Below are 18,910 nucleotides of genomic sequence, written 5' to 3' on the forward strand. Positions count from 1 at the left end.
AACCTGATTTTTTCTTCAATTTTTTAGTAAGCATGGAGTCGCTTGTCAAAAAGCTTTATAATGCTAATAAAGCTGAAAACAGAAGTAAGAATGAGGATCGCTATGAATTCACAAAATCATCCATTATCCATAAATCAATCGTTTGCGTTATCGGTAAATGCGTTGCCGCCAGAGCTCGCTGCCCGTTTTGATCTCTATCCCGAGAATAAGCGACGTCCGATTAATAAGACCTTATTTAAAAATGACTATTTCCAACTCACCTGCAACATGAGAGATCAAACGCTAAATGTCTGCTCGCAGGGGGACATTGTTTATTCCGCAATCCCTTACGATACTGCGAGGAATTATATTCAACGAGCAGCAATTCAGTACCTGTTGCATCCTAAAGCGGTTCGGCAATACATTGAATCCCACAAAGCTACTTTAGAAAAATACTTGATGTTAAGTATCTTTCAGGTGACTGGCAAGAAGGTTGAAGAGAACTCTCCAGAAGTACGTCAAGCCCATCAAGCAATTTTTGATAATCCGCTGTTTGAAATCCAGATTTTAGGACGGTTGCTGCAGCATGATGAAACGGGTCCACTTTCAGCCAATTTGGCCGGGAAATTTTTGTTTAGTGAAAATGTCAGAACCGGAATTTCTGAGTATATTGGAGAATATCTCAACTTTGTGGTACAGCTGACACATTCTTTGCCAATTATGACCGATGGCAGAAATGCTCAGTTGCTAGATAACAGAGCGAACCAGCAGATTGATCAAAATATCCATAAGGTTTTGACTTATGAGTCGGATATTAAACCAGGGCTGGAGCTGCTTCCTCAGGAAATAAACCAAAGCATCGAAAGTGCCATTATCTTAGTAAATCAAACGATGCCAGTCCGAAGCAAACCACTGTTACGTTCAGAATTTGGCAAAGAATTAGCTGAGGTTCGGAAAAATTACGTGGCACACAGCGTGAATCCAGGTGAGTTAGAAAGTTATTTTGAAAATGTTCATTCAACGGATAATACTCATTTGATCAATGTGGTTTCTGATATGCATACCTTGGAAGGCAAGTTGCCCTTTACTAACAAAAATTTCAACATTTTGGCAGGAGATGCATCGGATTCTCAGGCTGCTGATGGAGAAATCAAAGGAATTTACGTTATTGGCAATCACGATTTAGTTGATGTGCTGCCAATAAATCGTGATTTTGAGGATCCCCAGTGGGAAAAATGGCGTCCGTTTTTACATTATGAATGGTTTGAAACACTGCTACAAAATCCAGATGATTCATGGCCTATGCTGCCGATCGGTCATCATGATTTTTATGAGATAGTAAAAGAAGAGCTGCAGCAGCGCTTTCCGCAAATGCAAGTGTTGAACAACAGCAGCTGTATTCATGAAGGAGTTCGCTATATTGGCTTGACTATTCCCGTTGCATTAGTGAAGCGTAAAAAGGAACAACAGCAATTCATACTAGCATCGCTGAAAGCTTTACTGCAGGAAGATCACGAGTTGCCAACTGTGATTGTTTCTCATGCACCGCTATTTAATGAGCTGAGTATGCTGACTCCTAAAAGTGAAGCCTATAATAAGGAGTACCATTGTTCAGAAGCTGAAATTGAACAGTTATTCGAGACATACAAGATTATCGGAGCAATTCATGGACATCACCACATTCCAGCCTCTTCTCGTCGTTACCAATTTGTAACGTTTGCTGGAAGAAAACGTTTTGTCATATGTTCAATTTACTCGAAGATTAACACAGGTCTGGAGCTAACAGATTTATTGAGTTCTAAAATTATTAATGGTGAGCAATAAAAAGTTAGATCCAATCCAACTAGAATTACTTAGTAGGATTGGATCTATTTGTATTTTTAGAGCAGATTAAACCCAGAGCGGGATTCTCTTCGTTTCTTCCAATCTATTGACAAACGAGCGAAAACCCCGTATCATTATGCTGAAATCGATACCATAGGCGGTGACTGATATGGCAACAATAAAGGATGTAGCAAAACGAGCGGGGCTTTCTGTTTCAACCGTTTCCCGCTATTTAAACAAACATCCCTATATCTCAGAAGACAAACGAAAAAGAATTCAAACAGCGATGGATGAGCTTCATTATCGACCCAGCACGGTTGCTACTCAACTGCGGTCAAAAAAGGGTAAAATGATTGGAATATTGGTCTCTCGTATTGTTAATCCTTTTTTCTCTCAACTGGTTGATGCCATTGAAAAATGTGCTAAGGCACAAGGTTATAATGTTCTGGTAATGCAAACGTACGATGATCAAAATGCCGAGATCAACATGCTAGAGATGTTGAAGCAGCATGTTATTTCAGGGTTAATCATGTGTTCTATTGAAGGTGATCCTAAAGAAATTGAAGCGTATCAAGAGTTTGGCCCGATTGTTTTATGTAATGAGGCCATTCCTGACTCGAAGCTGCCGCAGATATATACTGATCAAGCCTCTGCCAGCTTCGAAGCAGTGGATTATCTGATTCAAAAAGGCTATCAGCGGATTGCTTATTGTACTGGGGGGACATTAACAACTGGTGGGCATGGGAATTCCCGAACAGAAGGTTTCGAGAAGGCGATTAATCAGCACGGTTTGCCAATGAAAATTGATTGGATTTTTAAACAGGTTCATACGATTCAAGATGGTCAACAGGTGGCCAAAAAAATGCTGGCACTGCCGGAAGATGGTCGCCCTGATGCAGTATTTACCAGCAGTGATGAAGTAGCGATCGGTATTTTAAAAGAATACCTAGAAGCTGGAAGAAAGGTTCCAGAAGACTTGGCTATTTTAGGTTTTGATAATCAGCCATTCACAGATGTATTAGCCGTTCCCTTAACGACAATAGCTCAACCAGTGGAAGCTCTGGGCAAAGAATCGACCAACCTTATGATTGCTAAATTAGAAGAACGGTCGTATGAGGTGGATCAGTCGCAGCTACATTTGACCTTGATCAAACGCAACTCTGCTTAAAGTCATATCTAAAATTACCTCATCCGAATCACGCGGATGGGGTATTTAGCGTATAATAAAGCAAAAAGGAGGAATTTCTAATGCTATATGGACCTGACCCTAATAAGCTCTATCCCAACGAAGCAATTAAGAGTGTTTGTTTTATAAAAAATGCGATTACTCGTCCCACGATTGTTGTTGGCGAGTATACGTATTATGATGATGCAAGTGGTGCCGAAAGATTTGAAGAACGGGTGACTCACCATTATGAATTTTTAGGTGATAAATTGATTATCGGCAAATTTTGTGCCATCGCCAGCGGCATAGAATTTGTGATGAACGGTGCGAATCATCGAATGAATAGTATCACCACCTATCCCTTCAATATCATGGGACATGGTTGGGAAAAAAGTACACCAGCTAGTGAAGATCTTCCATTTAAAGGGGATACGGTCGTAGGAAATGATGTATGGATTGGGCAGAATGTAACGGTTATGCCGGGTGTGCAGATTGGCGATGGCGCAATTATTGCAGCAAATTCCGTTGTAGCTAAGGATGTTCCACCTTATCACATTGTTGGCGGCAACCCGAGCCGCATACTGAGAAAACGGTTTGATGATGAATTAATTGATTATCTTCTGGAAATAAAGTGGTGGGATTGGTCAGCGGAAAAGATTTTCCGGAACTTAGAGCAGCTGTGTAGTAGTGATTTAACTAAAATAAAAATGATTGAGTAAAAGGATTGGCAAACACGCCAATCCTTTTTTAAGGCCTTCGATATTCAAACAAATCCCCGGGTTGGCAGTCTAGTACTTCGCAGATGGCCTCTAAGGTAGAGAAACGAACGGCACTGACCTTGCCGGTTTTTAATTTCGACATATTTGCGTTGGTGATGCCGACTTCTTCAGCCAAATCCTTCAAGCTAATTTTTCGTTCGGCCATCATGCGATCTAAGTGAACAATGATCGGCATGCTGCCACCTCCTTACACTGTGTCATCAGCCAGCTCCTGCAGAGAAATTGCATAACGGAAAATGGCGCTGATGCTGTAGAGAACCAATCCCATAACTAGGGTTAAATTGAGGCTGAGTGACCAAGAGAATTTACCTGATACTAATGAAGCAAATAAGGAATAAATTTGTGGTTGTAGAAAGCCCAGCCACAAAATGGCTTTGGCAATTCGATCAATCCTTTTATACATAGTTTCGGAAAATGGGGTCAAACCTTCTGATAAATCATAGAAAATTTTGCTTCCTGACCAAAAAGCAAAGGTCCAAACTAAAAGTTGTGGCAACATGCTCAACGCATTAGTGGTCGCCTGTTGATGTGCAGTCAGGGGACCGCCAGAATAAAAAACTAAAATGACCAATTTGTCTGCACCCGAAATAATTGAATTTTTATAAACCAACAATTGCACTGCTAGATAAATCCCCATGCATAAACTTCCAATCGCTAAGAGTTTAAATATTCCATCAATTATCCAAAATGTATCACGCGATTTTTTTAAATCCATTTCCTTCGCCCCCTTACCTATAGTATAGCATATAATTATCGTTAAACAATAATTTTTTGTCATTAAACGATAATTTTATGTTGCTATCTTTAAGGTTGAACTTTCAATGAAGATGCTATTTCTTATTCCTGTATTTTTTTATTAAGCAATAAGCAGTTGGTCTACAGAAGATAAATCAACAGTTTTTATTTTTATACTAAGAAATTTCTTGTGTTTTATAACATAAGTGCTAATTAGCTGAGTTAGTTAATATGTGATTTGCAGCGATTTCGAATAGCTTTTCTAATACTAAGAACAACCTTCCGTAGTGCTAAGGAAAGAATCTGTATTCCCAAAGAAAGCGCTATCTATTATTCTTAGGACATAGAAAGAAAGGATGGTGAAGCAATGACAGGATTACCCGATAATTTTTTATGGGGCGGGGCAGTTGCCGCGCATCAGCTGGAAGGCGGCTGGCAGGAAGGTGGTAAAGGAATCAGTGTTGCCGATGTAATGACGTTAGGTGGACCAGGGGTTCCTCGTGAAATTACAGATGGTGTTGTAGCAGGGAAGAATTACCCAAATCATGAGGCGATTGATTTTTATCATCATTACAAGGAAGATATTGCTTTATTTGCTGAAATGGGCTTCAAATGTTTTCGCACTTCCATTGCCTGGACAAGGATTTTTCCTGAAGGAGATGAAGCAGAACCAAATGAAGCGGGCTTGCAGTTTTACGACGACTTGTTTGACGAATGTTTAAAGCATGGTATTGAACCGGTAGTCACTCTTTCACATTTTGAATTGCCTTTTGTTTTAGTTAAGAAATACGGGGGTTTTACCAATCGTAAATCCATCGATTTCTTTGTGAAATTTGCCGAGGTTTGCTTCAAGCGTTACAAAAATAAAGTAAACTATTGGATGACCTTCAATGAAATCAACAATCAAGCCAACTTTAATGAGGATTTTGCACCGTTTACTAATTCCGGTATCGTTTATAAGGAGGGGGATGATCGTGAACAAATCATGTATCAGGCTGCCCATTATGAATTAGTTGCTAGTGCTAAGGCTGTTCAAATTGGTAAGGCAATCAATCCGGATTTTGAAATAGGCTGTATGATTGCTATGGTGCCGATTTATCCGAAAACTTGCAAGCCAGGAGATATTCTAATGGCACAAAAAGCGATGGAAAAACGTTATTATTTCACCGATGTTCATGTTTTTGGCGAGTATCCGGGGTATATGAAGACCTATTTTAATCGTAAGGGCTTTGACTTAGATATTACGGAGGAAGATAGTGTAGAGCTGAAAAAAGGAACAGTTGATTACATTGCTTTTAGTTATTATATGTCTTTTGCAATTGAACATCAGAAAGACAATACCACCTATGATTACGATGAATCACGGGATCTTGTAAGAAATGAATTTGTTCCGGTTTCTGATTGGGGCTGGCAAATTGATCCAGAAGGTATTCGTTACTCCATGAATTGGTTTGCGGATCACTATCGTTTGCCATTATTTATTGTTGAAAATGGATTTGGTGCGATCGATGTCAAGGAAGAGGATGGAACCGTTAATGATCAATACCGAATTGACTACTTAAAAGCTCATATTGAGCAAATGATTAAGGCAGTGGAGGAGGACGGTGTAAAATTAATGGGTTACACACCATGGGGCTGTATCGATTTAGTTTCAGCCAGCACGGGAGAAATGAAGAAGCGTTATGGTTTCATTTATGTCGACAAGGATAATGAAGGCAATGGGACTTTAGCACGCAGCAAAAAATTATCCTTTGACTGGTATAAAAAGGTGATTGCCACCAATGGATCAGAACTATAAGAAGCCTATTATACGAAACGAAAGTTCAAAGAAAAAAAGAACAACTTACGGGGGGATTTAGTGTGAAAAAAGCATTGATTATCTGTGCTGGAGGCATGTCGTCTTCAGTTATAGCGAAGAAAACAACGGAATATTTAAAAGGAAAAGGAATAGAAATTGAGCTGGATGCGACTTCAGCTTCACAAGGAGCGACTACCATCGCCAAAGATGAATACGATCTTTATCTAGTAAGTCCACAAACGAAAATGTATTTTGCCAATTTAGAAAAAGCAGCGAATAAAACCAATAAACCAATTGTTAATATTCCGCCACAGGCATATGTACCGATTCCAATGGGGATTGAAAAAATGGGAAAACTTGTGGAAGAAAATATCTAAATAAAGGTTGATCAACATGTTGAGTAAGAAAGAGACACAAATTCTTAAATTGCTATACGAGAACCAGCCTGGCTATTTAACTAGTCAGGAGATGGCGGCCAATTTGGGGGTATCTGATCGCACAGCTAGGAAATACTTGCATTTGTTGGAAGACACGTTGAAGGAAAAAGCGCTTGGTACGATTGAGGCTAAACAAGGCTATGGCTATCGTTTAATAGTGGGAAATCAGGACAGCTTTCAAGTATTTTATTTACAGGAAATGAAGTCACAGAATTGTTCAAAGGATAGAGGGGCCATTCAAGAAGTACAGGACCGTCAGTATTATATTCTGAATCAATTGTTTTTTGAGCAAAAGGCTGTGTATGTCGACAACTTGGCAGAAGAATTATATGTCTCTCGCTCAACGGTCTCCAATGATTTAGTAGAGATTAAAAAATTGTTGAAGCCTTATGAGATCGAGTTAAGCAGCAAAAGCAATCGGGGGATTTTTGTCGTTGGCAACGAGAAAAATATTCGGCATTTCATTATGAATTACTTCTTTTTGCAGCGGCTGCAAGACAACATCTATACATTTTCCACTTACACCAACCTGCTGAACGGTATTAGCATCGAAGAGATTGTAATTATTGTTTTAGACGAGTGTCGGGAAGCACGCTTAAAGTTGTCTGATTTTATTATATTCAACATTGTGTTGCACATTGGATTGGCAATTAAGCGACTACAGTCCGGCTTTGAAATTGAATATACTCAAATGATTCAGCTGCCGGAGGATTCCTTGGAATACCAAACTTCTTTACGGATTGTCCAACGAATCACCGAAAGCATGTCGGTAGAATTTCCTCATGAAGAGGCGAACTATATTGCGTTGCATTTACGGAATAAAATTACGGCTAAACGGGTATTTCAAAAGACGAATTATACAGAGGCGGAGATTAAGGCACAGCTCCTAGAGGCCTTGGGAGCTTTTGATACGGAAACTGGGTATCAACTGCAGCAGGACACAATCTTGATTGATGGATTGATGATGCATTTTACACCGTTCTTATTACGGCTGCAAAACAATATGAGCATTGAGAATCCGTTGCTGGAGGAAATTCGTCAGCATTACGGCGAACTATTGGACCTGACAATCAAATATTTGTCCAAGATGCGTATTTTTCAACCATATGAAATTACTGAAAGCGAATGGGCGTATTTAACCATTCATCTAACCGCTGCGGTGGAACGGTATCACAACGATCAAAAAGCCAGGGTGTTAGTCATTTGTGCGACTGGTTTAGGTAGTTCACAGATGATTAAAAATCGTCTGGAACGGGAATTTGGTTCAAAAATTTTGATTGATAAGGTAATTAGCTATTACGAAATTGCCGATCAGGACTTGGATCAGATTGATCTAATTATTTCATCAATTAATTTGCCAAACGTGATTCATCATACGCCAATTGTCTATGTCAGTGTTTTTGTTGGTGAAGAGGACATTAAAAAGATTAACTATGAACTATCTGGATTTATGCCGGCGCATTGTACCGCTGTCATTGACAATGAAGCAGATGCTGAGAAAAAGGCCCAGCAAATTGCCTTGATTCATCAATGCTTTCGATCAGAGCTGTTTATCCAACTGGAGCATACTTCCACCAAAGAGGATATTTTGGATCAGCTGATTGATCGGCTGGAGAAAATGGAGCAAAAAGCGATTAAAGAAGCCTTTCATCAACAGCTTCGCTTACGGGAAAGCTATAGCTCTGTTGCTTTCTCGCCTTATTTGGCAGTACCACATCCGATTGAGGCTGTGACAGAAGAGGCCTATGTAGCTGTAGCAGTTGTACCAAAGGGCGTATTTTGGGAAGCGGATTATCCGGAAATTCAGCTAGTCTTCCTGATGTCACCAGATAAACTGGGACGGGTAGAATTGGAAAAGGTCAGCCAGACGTTGGTACCGATTATTGAAGATGATGAGTTTCGTAAAAAACTCGTAGCAAGCGAAGATTACAACACGTTTATTGCGAATTTGATTGAAAGCCTATAGAAATCTATAGAAGAGAAACGGCAGGAGTGAAAGAGATGGATTCAGAAAAACTACAAGAGGTTGCTTTTGAAATTATTTTGAGCAGCGGCGACGCCAGAACTTTGGTGCATGAATCGTTTCAGCATATGCGGGACGGGAAATTTGAAGCGGCACAGCAAAAATTAGAGGATGCCAATGAGTCGCTAATCAAGGCTCACCGAGCTCAAACCGGGCTGCTGCAGGAATACGCAGGCGGCGAGAAAATTGAAATGGAAATTATAATGGTGCACGCACAGGACCATTTGATGACTACAATGACATTGCAGGAAGTTGCCGCTGAAATGCTGGTTTTATACCAGCGCCAAGCAGCGAGTAATTAGGAAAGGGGCTGAAAAGCTTGAGTAAAAAAGGAACAGCTGAATTGAAAAAGGAAACAGCCATAAAAAATTTTCGCTACAATCGTTTTTTGATCCTGCGCTATTTATTAGCGGCTTTCTTCTTCAGCAATTTGTATTGGCTGCTGATGCTGTTTATGAGCCGCAGCTGGTATGGAGTGCTGCCGGTAAGTTTGTTACTTTTGACTCTTCCGGCAATCGCAGAACACGCGAAGCTTTATGGGGAGACGACTGATCAAATCCAGGGGAAATTACGCCATCATAAGTTTTATCAATCTATTCAATTAGGCATGAATCTGGTATTACTGGTCATAAGCTTTACCAGTGGAGGATTTCAACGGCTATACCCTTTTTTGACAAATTCTTCTCAAGCAAGAGCAGCCCTAGTCACTGTTTTATTAGTCGGAATCTTTATGTCGGCCTTTTGTATTCAGCGAATTCGCATGATCTATTTGCAAAAGGATAAGCATTACGGCTATATCAAAGAGTTTGCAAAAACGAATTAAGAAAGTGAGTGAATAGAAATATGGATGGATCAAACAGTAAGCTATTTACATTCTTAGAAAAAACGTTGATGGGACCTTTAGGGAAATTGGCGCAGTTTAAAATTGTGCGGGCAATTATGGGTGCTGGGATGGGAGCCATTCCATTTACTATTGTTGGTTCGATGTTCTTGGTATTTAATATTCTGCCGATGACATTTCCTTTTTTAGAAAATATATTCAATTCAACCTTCTTTAGAGTCAGTGAATTATACATGCTAGCCAATAGTACAACAATGGGAATATTGGCACTTTATTTCTGTGTTGGTTTGGGGTATGAATACACAAAAATTATCGCAGAAGAAGAAGATTTGAACATGGCGCCAATAACGGGTGCATTGCTTTCACTATTCTCGTTCTTCATGTCAATTCCACAATTGGTATTTGAAAACGGTTCAATGGTTCGTGTGAACGATGCAGAACAAGCCATCGTTAACGGCTGGGCAATTGGCGGTGACGGAGTCGCTCGTTTAGGAACTGTCGGGATCTTTACGGGAATTATTATGGCGGTGATTGCTGTACAATTGTACCGTTTATGTGTTGCAAAAAATTGGGTTATTCGCATGCCGGAACAAGTTCCAGAAGGAGTTTCCAGAGCCTTCACTGCATTGATACCTGCGTTCTTAGTGGCCTTTGTTGTATTAATTTTAGTGGGGATTTTAGTAGCCTTTAATACCGATATCTTCCAATTAGTTGCTATTCCATTTGGCTTTGTTACGGGGCTAACCAACAGCTGGCTAGGCGTTATGGTCATTTACTTCTTGGTCCACGCTTTGTGGCTGGTAGGTATCCATGGGGCCAATATCATCTTCTCACTGATTACCCCAATTACATTGGGAAATATGGCGATGAACGCAGATGGTGCGCATATTCCATTAGCTGGTGAGTTTAATAATGCCTTTGTAACTGTTGGTGGTTCAGGTGCAACGCTAGGCTTTTGTTTCTTCTTAGTTTACATGGCAAAATCAGAACAACTGAAGGTTCTAGGAAAAGCTGCATTGGTTCCAGCAATTTTTAATATCAATGAACCCTTGATCTTCGGTGTGCCGTTGATCTATAATCCATACTTGGCTTTACCGTTTTTCTTAGCCCCAATGGCTTCTGCAACGATTGCTTACTTTGCGATCCAGTTAGAAATTATTCGACCGGTAATTGCCAATATGCCTTGGCCTTCACCAGTAGGGGTGGGTGCTTTTATCAGTACAGGTGGTGACTGGAAAGCTGCCGTAGTAGCTGTCATCTGTGCGGTGGTTGCCTTTGTCATTTACTTGCCGTTTATTCGTTCGTATGACAAACGATTGGTTGCTGAAGAAATGGCAAACTTGAAAAAAGCAGAAGCAAACGCATAAAAAATACAACTAAAAAGACGTAGTGCATTGCCTATTGCAAAATTAAACTTTTGGAGGCTACATGCAAACACGTCTTTTTAGTTTTTCTTGCTTCAAGAATACAGTTTTGCGCTTTGGATCAAGTCATTACTCGGCGTATTTGGTGAAATCACCGTCACCTGTTTAGTCGAGCGCAGTTTTTCTTTGTATTTAATCATTTCTTCAGCCCCTGTGCTGTCCCAAATGCGTAGCTGTGACAGATCTAAAGTCAGCTGATCTTCCGCTAAATCCAAAGCATTCAGCTTGCTTTTCATCTTGGTAGTTGTGGCAAAAAATAATTCACCAGAAATCTGAATGGTCGAGCCTTCCTTTTCTACTTTTAGGATTGAAATGCTCCGCACGAATAGCACCGCACTAATTAACACACCCACCAAGACACCGATGGCTAAGTTTCCAGTAGCGACAATCGAAATAGTTGTAACCAAGAAAATCAGTACATCCTTTTTTGGTGCTTCCTTCACATAATTGATGCTTGACCAATCAAAGGTATTGAAAGCGACTACCGACATAATTGCAACCAAAGCCGCGATCGGAACCAGCAGCAGGAAAGGCCGTAAAGCAAAAATCAAAACCATCATAAAAACGCCAGCAACCACTGTTGACAATCGGCCGCGACCTTTGGAATCCAAATTAATAATGGTTTGTCCAATCATTGCGCAGCCAGCAACACCAGCAAATAGACCACTGAATAGATTTGCGCTGCCCTGTGCTAACAACTCCTGACGTTTAGGACTGTCGCTCTTAGTCCGTTCGTCAACAATTTCTGCTGTTAATAAACTTTCCAGCATCCCTACAAAAGCTAAAGCTAAAGAAGTTGGGAAAATAATCTTTAAGGTTTCCATCGACCAAGGAACCATCGGTAAGTGGAAAGTCGAAAAACGTGGCGTGATATCCCCTAAGTCGCCAATGGTAGAAACCGGCAGCTTGCCAACTGCCGCCACGGTCGTTAATACACCAATTACAATCAATCCAGCCGGAATGAAAGTAATAATCTTTGGTGCGAAAACCATTAGCAAAATTCCTCCAATAACTAATCCATACATAAAAATGGAGGCATGGTCAAAATGTTCAAACTGAGCGATAAAAATTAAAATGGCGAGAGCATCCACAAAGCCCAGCATAACTGGTTTAGGAATCCAGCTCATCAGCTTTTGAGCTTGACATAGTCCTAACAGAAGCTGAATCAGCCCGGTTAAAACGGTGGCTGCAAACATATACTCTAACCCATAGTTTTTGACTAAATGAACCATCACCAGCGCCATAGAGCCTGCTGCTGCAGAAACCATTCCTGGCCGTCCACCTAAAAACGATACAATAATAGCAATAAAAAAGGACGAAACCAGACCAATCATTGGATCAATACCCTCAATAATTGTAAAACCGATCACTTCAGGAATTAGTGCAAATGACACTACAAGTCCTGCCAACACTTCCCTGATGGGATTTTCCTTCCAACTCAATAAATACATATTAACCCTCATTTTCTATTTTCTTGCCTTAATTGGCACCAAGAAACAATTATAGCCGTCACTAAGGGTAGGGTCAAATGTAATTCTAATCTTTTTCTCATTCTACTAGTGAAAATTTCTCGCTCTTTGTCCAGTTAACCGAATTTTTCATGATATAATGACACCGTGTAAGGAGGTCAACTATGGCAAATATGAATGATGTGGCCAGCCTGGCCAAAGTCTCAAGAGGGACTGTCTCAAACTATATAAACGGTGTGAAAATCAAGCAAGAATTAGCGAAAAGGATTGAACAGGCTATTGAAGAGCTGGACTATGTTCCTAATCAGGCAGCTCGTTCTTTAAAAAAGCAAACCAGCGATACGATCGCCTTTATTTTACCGACTATTTGGACGCCTTTTTTTGCGGAATTAACCAATTATATTCAGTTGGAACTACAAAAAAGAAATTTAAAGATGCTGCTTTGTAATTCACAAAATAACTACAATTTAGAGTTGGACTATGTAAAAATGGCCAAGGAAGAGAAGGTGCGAGGAATTATTACCATTTCCTACAGTGATATTGATCCGTATATTACTGCGAATGTACCGATTGTTTCCATTGAACGCTATTTTAATCAGCAAGTTCCTTTTGTGACGAGTGATAATTTCCAAGGAGCCCGTTTAGCAGCGGAAGAGTTATACAAAAGAGGTGCCACCCGACTTTTGATGATTTTACGGGAGCTGCCGAATAATCTCGGAATTTACGAACGGATGAATGGGTTTATTGATTACTGCAAACATAAGAAAATCGATTATCAGGTTTACCTAGATAAGGGGAATTCCAAAAACTTCTCTCAAAGAATTGATCAATATTTGCAGGAAGTTTATCAAGAAGAATGTCGCTTTGATGGAATTTTTACTGTTACCGATCGTTATGGAGAATATGTCATGGAATCTTTTCAACGTTTGGCTTGGGATATTCCCAAGGATGTTCAGCTTATTGGTTTTGATGGTGCAAAGAGCTATCAAAATCAACCGTTAGTTATTTCTTCCATCGCTCAGGATATCAAAAAAATTGCTGAAATAAGTGTAGAAGAACTCGTGATTTACGATAAGGACAAGGATTTCCAAGCTAAGCATATCCTGCCAGTCAAATTTTTGAATTTGAAAACTACAAGAGAGTTGAAGTAATTTTTTCAACTTTTTTGTAGTTTTTTTGTGGAAACGCTTGAAATTTGGAACGTTCCAAGTATATAATGTAGAAAATGGAACGTTCCAAAAAACAAGGAGGAGATTGAATGAATTATCAAAAAGCAGTTGCTGAAATTATTGAAGCCGTAGGCGGGCAAGAAAATATTATTCATGCCACTCATTGTGTTACTCGTTTACGATTGACCTTAAAGGATACTAATTATGACCAGCAAAAACTAGAAAACATTGAAGGAGCTAAGGGTGTTTTCTTCAATAAAGGACAGCTGCAAATTGTCTTTGGCACTGGGGTAGTGGAACGTGTTTATGAGGCGTTTATCCAGCAGACTAACATAGATGATCAGTCCTTCAAATCAGCGGAAAAACCTCAAACACTTGAAACATGGAAGGATAAATTGTTTGAATTCTTTAAAGCCTTCTCCGATATTTTTGTGGCACTTATTCCAGCAATTGTTGGCTGTGCGATGCTGTTGGGGGTCCGATCACTTTTTATTACTACTGGTCTATTTGGATTAGAAGGCAGCCTAGCCGATAATTATACTTGGGCGGCAGATACTGCTAGTTTTCTAAATATTATTGCTACTGGCTTAAATTTTCTACCGGTGTTTGTGGCCTATTCGGCGACTAAGCGTTTTGGAGGAAATCCGGTCTTTGGGATTATCTTAGGACTGATTTTGGTTCATCCTGATTTAGGGAATCGCTTTGAATACATGCAGGGAACTATTGAGAATGTGTCATATTGGCATATTATTGGATTTAGTGTTCCGCAGGTAGCTTTCCAAGGAGGAATTTTCCCAGCAATTTTAAGTTCATTTTTTATGGCGAAGTTTGAAAAATTTATTACTAAATATACACCAAAAATGCTGACATTTATTGTTGTTCCTGCAGTTACTATTTTAGTATCCTCACTGGCATTATTTTTAGTTTTTGGTCCATTAGGAGATTTGGTTGCTTCGGGAATTGGTACAGCTGCGGATTTCTTATACGTGAAGGCAGGCGTTTTTGGAGCTGGAATTTTTGCGGCATTGCTGCAACCGTTAGTGATTACTGGAACCCATCATATGATTGGCTCAATTGAGGCACAGTTATTGGCTCAAACGGGCTTTAACTATATTCAACCACTATGGGCGGTTTCCATTATTGCTCAAGGTGGTGCAGCGATGGGGATGTTTTTCTTAGCGAAAAAAGGATCGAAACGTCGTGAAATAGCTTTTTCCAGCTTTATTCCTACGTTAGTTGGCGTTAGTGAACCAGCTATTTTTGCAGTAAATTTGAAGGATTCAGCGGTGCCGTTTTTGTCAGCAGTTGCTGGTGCAGGAATAGGTGGAGCTTACATGAAGATTTTTGACGTGAAGGCGCTTGGTTTTGGTTTGACAGGTATTCCAGGCGTAACAATTGTAAATCCGCCAGTAGTTATTCACTATGTCATTGGCTGTTTGTTATCCTTTGCTTTACCGATCGTTTTCTTATTTATTTACCATAAAGTAAAAGGCGTGGCAGGAGCGGAAATCGGCATACCCAATCCAGTAAAGGACGTGAAGGCCTAAATGCAAAACTTATTAGTAGATCATAAAACAAATGTTTATATAGAAGAAAAAAGAATCCTATTAGAAGAACTGGCTGCGAAAGCAGCCAGTAGTCGTTACTTGCCTAGTTATCATATTTATCCTCAATCCGGCTTAATGAATGATCCTAATGGGTTGGCTTATTTTAACGGAAAATACCAGGTGTTCTTCCAATGGTATCCGTTTGCTCCCGTGCACGGCTTGAAACATTGGGGTCATACCACTTCAGAGAATTTAGTTGACTGGTCTAAACAAGAAGTAGCCTTGTCACCTACCAAAGAATATGAAAAGAATGGCTGCTACTCTGGAAATGCTATCGAATTTCAAGGAGAACTTTACTTGTTCTATACAGCAAATTATAAAACTGGACCCGGTAAAATCCCTAAACAAGCAGTAGCTATTATGGATAAAGAAGGTCACGTTCGAAAACGCACTGAACCAGTAATTGATGGTACGCTCCCTGGATTATCTGGAGAGTTACGTGATCCTTTTGTTTTTGAAAGAGAAGGCTGCTTCTATATGCTGCTGGGGGGCAGTAAATTTGCTGACGAAGTAAGACCAGGCTTTGGTGATCAAGGCGTTTTACTATTGTATCGAAGCAATAATTTATTGAATTGGAGCTATCAAGGGCTAATCGATCTGCCTTTTCCAACTGGCTACATGCTGGAATGTCCTAGTTTAATCCAAATAGACGGGAAGGATATTCTGTTTTTGTCACCAATGGGAATAACTCCTGAACAGGAACGCTTCAACAATCGCTTTGCGTCTATTTATGCTGTGGGGGAGTTAGATATTCTCAACCGCTGCTTTCATTCTGACTATTGGGATCAGATGGATGCCGGTTTTGATTTTTATGCACCTCAAGCCTTCTTAGGAAAAAATCAGCAGCCGCTGCTTTATGGGTGGTTTGGCTGCGGTGAACCTGATTATCCAGTGCAAGATGGTTGGCAGCATGGGCTTACTTTTCCTCAACAAATGCAATTAGAGCAAGGGAAATTCAAACGCTATCCTGCTTCAGAAATCGTCGAAGTATTTTCACAGAAACAGTCAGTTGAAAGCGAAAAAATAAACACGGAAAGCCGCAACTACTGGCTGGAATTAACTAAGGGATTCAAATTTACCATAGGCTCAACCAATGATTATTGGGAATTTCAGTATGACACAGAAACTAAACTGGCAACTGTTTCTCGGGATAATTTGGATAAAAAAATTGATGTAGGCTATGGCGAAAAAAGAAGTGTACGTATTCAAAACCTACAAAAGGTCGATGTGTTTGTCGACAACTCCTTCGTTGAACTGTATTTAAACCACGGGGAGCAAGTCTTTACTTTTCGAGTATTCCAAGATGAGTGCGATACAATTGCAGCTCAGCAAGGAATCTTAGCAGGATACTTACACAAAGCATAGGAAAATCTGGGCATTTCGGGATGCCCTTTTTTCTTACTTAAAAACTTTTTCTAGTGTATAACCAAGTCTGCTTCAACTAAAAACAAGCCTTAAGTTGTCTATTTCCGTTTCTTCTTTCGCTTTTTTTCTTTTTAGGGCTGTTGAAGCTAGATTTTTTGGTTTTATCGAGTTCGGTAAAGGGATTTCGGACATACATTTTTTCTGATGATCCATTGTCTGCTTTCGGTTCTGTCTCTTTTTGTCGTTTTGAGTAGTGCTAGTGGAGGAGGCAAAAACTTTTGTTTCCTTTTCTTCATCCTTAGGTGGAGCAGCAGAACTGGCAAAATGAGTTGTTACAGTCGGTGTTTTTTCGCTAACTTCCTCTGAATCATTGGAGCTGTCTGGGCCTGAATCAGGTGCAGTCTGTTCTTTCCACACTTCTATCTTTTCTTCTTCTTTTTTACCAATGTAATCAATTTCCGTGGTAGTAAAACCGCTTTTCACCAGCTTAGCGAAGCGGCGCACGCCATATTTTTCAAAAATTGTTAAAGTACTTAAAATGGTTAATAAATCACAATTTTCCTGAGTGGAGTATTTACAATCTACATTGCTTAGGGTCCAACCATGCTTTTAACCACTTTCATCTTTACTAACAAACAAACGATTAATAACCAATTCCCATTCGTCATCAAAAAAATACGGTATAGAATTTTCTGGAACTGCTGGAAGTTTGAACCCATAAAGGGTTGAGCGGCTATAAATAATGTTAGGTATGAGACAGCAGAAAAAAATAAAAAGAGACAGAGACTATCTATTGACAATTCCCTTTCAAACATGCTTTAATTTAAGGGAACGTATGTTTGTTTGAATTGAGGGAAGAAAAATGGATCTTTATAAAGGAGAACCAGTACGTGAAGTTTTTTGTATGGATTCCAAAAGTTTTTATGCCAGTGTAGAGTGTGTAGAGCTCGGATTGAATCCGATAACCACCTTACTAGTTGTAATGAGCGGTGATCGTAACGATGCGGGTTTGATTTTGGCTGCCAGTCCGATGGCTAAAAAAATCTTGGGAATCAGTAATGTCAGTCGAGGATTCGAAGTACCGGATCATCCCGATTTGATCATCGTACCGCCAAGAATGACGCTATACATGAAGTACCACATGGAAATTCTGACTATTTTCCGTCAATATATGGCGGATGAAGACATCCACACCTATAGTATTGATGAACAATTTGGCGACTTGACCCATAGCTGGCGTTTATTTGGAGATAGCCCGGAGGAGGTTGCTAAAGCTATTCAGCAGGAGATTTTACGAAAATTGAAAATTTACACGAGTGTTGGTTTGGCGGTAAATCCCTTATTGGCTAAGGTGTCAATGGACATGGAGGCCAAAAAGAATGGCTCCTTGTTTGCTCATTGGACTTACCAGGATGTGCCAGAAAAAATTTGGCCTTTAAAGCTAAGCGATTTCTGGGGGATTGGTCATCGAATGGAAATTCGCTATAACCGTATGGGGTTGCGAACGATGGGGGATTTGGCCCATGCAAATCCGTTTAGATTAAAGAATTATTTTGGTGTGATCAGCCTCCAGCATTATATGCACGCTTGGGGGATTGATCGGTCGATTTTGTCTGAAAAGGATAATTATCCTAAGAAAGAAAAATCAATTGGAAATTCACAAATTTTACCGAAAAATTATGCTCGCAAAGAAGAGATTGAAGCTGTTCTAGCTGAAATTTGCGAACAAGTTGCGCAACGTTTGCGAAAAGCTGATGTGATGGGAGCCACGTTGCATCTAGGGATGGGTTATGCGTATAACGGTGATCAAAAGCGTGGCGGTTTTCATCATCAAACGAAAATGCCGGCAACCAACCAAGGGAAAAAACTGACGCAACAGGCGCTTCAGATGTTTGCCAAATACTGGGATCGCTCGGAGGTGCGTAAGATTACAGTAAATGTTTCTTCTCTACAGCCGGCCAGTGGTTTACAGTTGAATTTATTCGAAGAGCCGCAACAGTCTATCAAAGAAGATCAAATAGATGATATCGTTGGACAAATTCGCAGCAAATATCAATTTCGCTCGATTGTTCGGGCCCATTCATTATTAGAGGGTGCCACCGCCATTGATCGAGCGGGCTTAGTTGGCGGACATGCAGGCGGGATGGACGGAATGTAGCTGATAGATATATAGGAAAAAACACAAGAAACAGCAGTTCCCCACTGCTAAAGAATAATATTTTCTATTTTAAGCCATGAATAAAATCATTTCAGGCATGAAATTAAATGAGGCAGTTGACGCTTTCTTATCACTGC

The 18,910-nt window shown here is 40.0% G+C and carries 17 protein-coding genes; 13 read left to right on the forward strand and 4 right to left on the reverse strand.

Annotation, left to right across the window (positions count from 1 at the left end):
- Positions 1 to 102 precede the first annotated feature (102 nt).
- From IGI46_RS24020 to IGI46_RS24030, 3 genes are all read left to right on the forward strand, one after another.
- Positions 103 to 1,803 carry a metallophosphoesterase family protein gene (locus IGI46_RS24020; RefSeq protein ID WP_429965371.1) on the forward strand — a complete coding sequence of 567 codons (1,701 nt, stop codon included), beginning with the start codon at positions 103 to 105 and terminating at the stop codon, positions 1,801 to 1,803.
- 169 nt (positions 1,804 to 1,972) lie between these two features.
- Positions 1,973 to 2,971, forward strand: coding sequence for a LacI family DNA-binding transcriptional regulator (locus tag IGI46_RS24025; protein ID WP_429965370.1), 999 nt, complete (start codon positions 1,973 to 1,975; stop codon positions 2,969 to 2,971).
- An 80-nt stretch (positions 2,972 to 3,051) separates the two neighbouring features.
- A complete protein-coding gene (locus IGI46_RS24030; protein ID WP_429965369.1) occupies positions 3,052 to 3,687 on the forward strand; it encodes a Vat family streptogramin A O-acetyltransferase in 636 nt (211 codons plus the stop codon).
- Positions 3,688 to 3,715: 28 nt separating this feature from the next.
- Here the strand turns inward: IGI46_RS24030 and IGI46_RS24035 are convergent, their stop codons facing one another.
- Both IGI46_RS24035 and IGI46_RS24040 read right to left on the reverse strand, forming a co-directional pair.
- Positions 3,716 to 3,922 (reverse strand): helix-turn-helix domain-containing protein, encoded by a 207-nt coding sequence (locus IGI46_RS24035; protein WP_010758095.1) that lies wholly within the window; start codon positions 3,920 to 3,922, stop codon positions 3,716 to 3,718.
- A 12-nt stretch (positions 3,923 to 3,934) separates the two neighbouring features.
- A complete protein-coding gene (locus tag IGI46_RS24040; RefSeq protein ID WP_429965368.1) occupies positions 3,935 to 4,462 on the reverse strand; it encodes a hypothetical protein in 528 nt (175 codons plus the stop codon).
- 387 nt (positions 4,463 to 4,849) lie between these two features.
- On the opposite strand from IGI46_RS24040, the gene IGI46_RS24045 reads away from it, so the two are divergent.
- The 6 genes from IGI46_RS24045 (at position 4,850) to celB (ending at position 10,948) form a co-directional block, all read left to right on the forward strand.
- The gene (locus IGI46_RS24045; RefSeq protein WP_429965367.1) at positions 4,850 to 6,280 is read left to right on the forward strand and encodes a 6-phospho-beta-glucosidase; all 1,431 of its coding nucleotides are present in this window, start codon (positions 4,850 to 4,852) and stop codon (positions 6,278 to 6,280) included.
- Positions 6,281 to 6,342: 62 nt separating this feature from the next.
- Entirely contained in the window at positions 6,343 to 6,657 is a 315-nt protein-coding gene (locus IGI46_RS24050; RefSeq protein WP_207703863.1) for a PTS cellobiose transporter subunit IIB, read from the forward strand.
- 16 nt (positions 6,658 to 6,673) lie between these two features.
- The gene (locus tag IGI46_RS24055; protein WP_429965366.1) at positions 6,674 to 8,683 is read left to right on the forward strand and encodes a BglG family transcription antiterminator; all 2,010 of its coding nucleotides are present in this window, start codon (positions 6,674 to 6,676) and stop codon (positions 8,681 to 8,683) included.
- Between the two features lie 35 nt (positions 8,684 to 8,718).
- A complete protein-coding gene (locus tag IGI46_RS24060; protein WP_429966073.1) occupies positions 8,719 to 9,042 on the forward strand; it encodes a PTS cellobiose transporter subunit IIA in 324 nt (107 codons plus the stop codon).
- Between the two features lie 17 nt (positions 9,043 to 9,059).
- Positions 9,060 to 9,563 carry a hypothetical protein gene (locus IGI46_RS24065; protein WP_429965365.1) on the forward strand — a complete coding sequence of 168 codons (504 nt, stop codon included), beginning with the start codon at positions 9,060 to 9,062 and terminating at the stop codon, positions 9,561 to 9,563.
- 20 nt (positions 9,564 to 9,583) lie between these two features.
- Positions 9,584 to 10,948, forward strand: coding sequence for a PTS cellobiose transporter subunit IIC (celB, locus tag IGI46_RS24070; protein WP_429965364.1), 1,365 nt, complete (start codon positions 9,584 to 9,586; stop codon positions 10,946 to 10,948).
- Positions 10,949 to 11,040: 92 nt separating this feature from the next.
- Here celB and IGI46_RS24075 read toward each other — a convergent pair whose 3' ends face one another.
- Positions 11,041 to 12,456: a SulP family inorganic anion transporter gene (locus IGI46_RS24075; protein ID WP_429965363.1), complete on the reverse strand. Its 1,416-nt coding sequence runs from the start codon at positions 12,454 to 12,456 to the stop codon at positions 11,041 to 11,043.
- Positions 12,457 to 12,638: 182 nt separating this feature from the next.
- Between IGI46_RS24075 and IGI46_RS24080 the strand changes: the two genes are divergently transcribed.
- From IGI46_RS24080 to IGI46_RS24090, 3 genes are all read left to right on the forward strand, one after another.
- Complete coding sequence (locus tag IGI46_RS24080; protein ID WP_429965362.1) at positions 12,639 to 13,625, forward strand: LacI family DNA-binding transcriptional regulator; 987 nt, start codon at positions 12,639 to 12,641, stop codon at positions 13,623 to 13,625.
- 107 nt (positions 13,626 to 13,732) lie between these two features.
- Complete coding sequence (locus IGI46_RS24085; protein ID WP_429965361.1) at positions 13,733 to 15,190, forward strand: PTS transporter subunit EIIC; 1,458 nt, start codon at positions 13,733 to 13,735, stop codon at positions 15,188 to 15,190.
- Positions 15,191 to 16,615, forward strand: a complete 1,425-nt coding sequence (locus IGI46_RS24090) for a glycoside hydrolase family 32 protein (protein ID WP_429965360.1) — start codon at positions 15,191 to 15,193, stop codon at positions 16,613 to 16,615.
- A 72-nt stretch (positions 16,616 to 16,687) separates the two neighbouring features.
- Here the strand turns inward: IGI46_RS24090 and IGI46_RS24095 are convergent, their stop codons facing one another.
- Positions 16,688 to 17,119, reverse strand: a complete 432-nt coding sequence (locus IGI46_RS24095) for a hypothetical protein (protein WP_429965359.1) — start codon at positions 17,117 to 17,119, stop codon at positions 16,688 to 16,690.
- A 358-nt stretch (positions 17,120 to 17,477) separates the two neighbouring features.
- Between IGI46_RS24095 and IGI46_RS24100 the strand changes: the two genes are divergently transcribed.
- On the forward strand, positions 17,478 to 18,773 hold the full coding sequence (locus tag IGI46_RS24100) for a Y-family DNA polymerase (RefSeq protein WP_429965358.1): 1,296 nt from the start codon (positions 17,478 to 17,480) through the stop codon (positions 18,771 to 18,773).
- Positions 18,774 to 18,910 lie beyond the last annotated feature (137 nt).

Origin of the sequence: Enterococcus sp. AZ163, assembly GCF_050498925.1 — a bacterium.
Classification (GTDB): Bacteria; Bacillota; Bacilli; order Lactobacillales; family Enterococcaceae; genus Enterococcus_A; species Enterococcus_A ferrettii.

Bases quoted from the DNA above. Each gene is read 5' to 3' on its own strand.
- IGI46_RS24020 (WP_429965371.1), top strand. From the start codon at position 103: ATGAATTCACAAAATCATCCATTATCCATAAATCAATCGTTTGCGTTA.
- IGI46_RS24025 (WP_429965370.1), top strand. From the start codon at position 1,973: ATGGCAACAATAAAGGATGTAGCAAAACGAGCGGGGCTTTCTGTTTCA.
- IGI46_RS24030 (WP_429965369.1), top strand. From the start codon at position 3,052: ATGCTATATGGACCTGACCCTAATAAGCTCTATCCCAACGAAGCAATT.
- IGI46_RS24035 (WP_010758095.1), bottom strand. From the start codon at position 3,922: ATGCCGATCATTGTTCACTTAGATCGCATGATGGCCGAACGAAAAATT.
- IGI46_RS24040 (WP_429965368.1), bottom strand. From the start codon at position 4,462: ATGGATTTAAAAAAATCGCGTGATACATTTTGGATAATTGATGGAATA.
- IGI46_RS24045 (WP_429965367.1), top strand. From the start codon at position 4,850: ATGACAGGATTACCCGATAATTTTTTATGGGGCGGGGCAGTTGCCGCG.
- IGI46_RS24055 (WP_429965366.1), top strand. From the start codon at position 6,674: ATGTTGAGTAAGAAAGAGACACAAATTCTTAAATTGCTATACGAGAAC.
- IGI46_RS24060 (WP_429966073.1), top strand. From the start codon at position 8,719: ATGGATTCAGAAAAACTACAAGAGGTTGCTTTTGAAATTATTTTGAGC.
- celB (WP_429965364.1), top strand. From the start codon at position 9,584: ATGGATGGATCAAACAGTAAGCTATTTACATTCTTAGAAAAAACGTTG.
- IGI46_RS24075 (WP_429965363.1), bottom strand. From the start codon at position 12,456: ATGTATTTATTGAGTTGGAAGGAAAATCCCATCAGGGAAGTGTTGGCA.
- IGI46_RS24080 (WP_429965362.1), top strand. From the start codon at position 12,639: ATGGCAAATATGAATGATGTGGCCAGCCTGGCCAAAGTCTCAAGAGGG.
- IGI46_RS24085 (WP_429965361.1), top strand. From the start codon at position 13,733: ATGAATTATCAAAAAGCAGTTGCTGAAATTATTGAAGCCGTAGGCGGG.
- IGI46_RS24090 (WP_429965360.1), top strand. From the start codon at position 15,191: ATGCAAAACTTATTAGTAGATCATAAAACAAATGTTTATATAGAAGAA.
- IGI46_RS24100 (WP_429965358.1), top strand. From the start codon at position 17,478: ATGGATCTTTATAAAGGAGAACCAGTACGTGAAGTTTTTTGTATGGAT.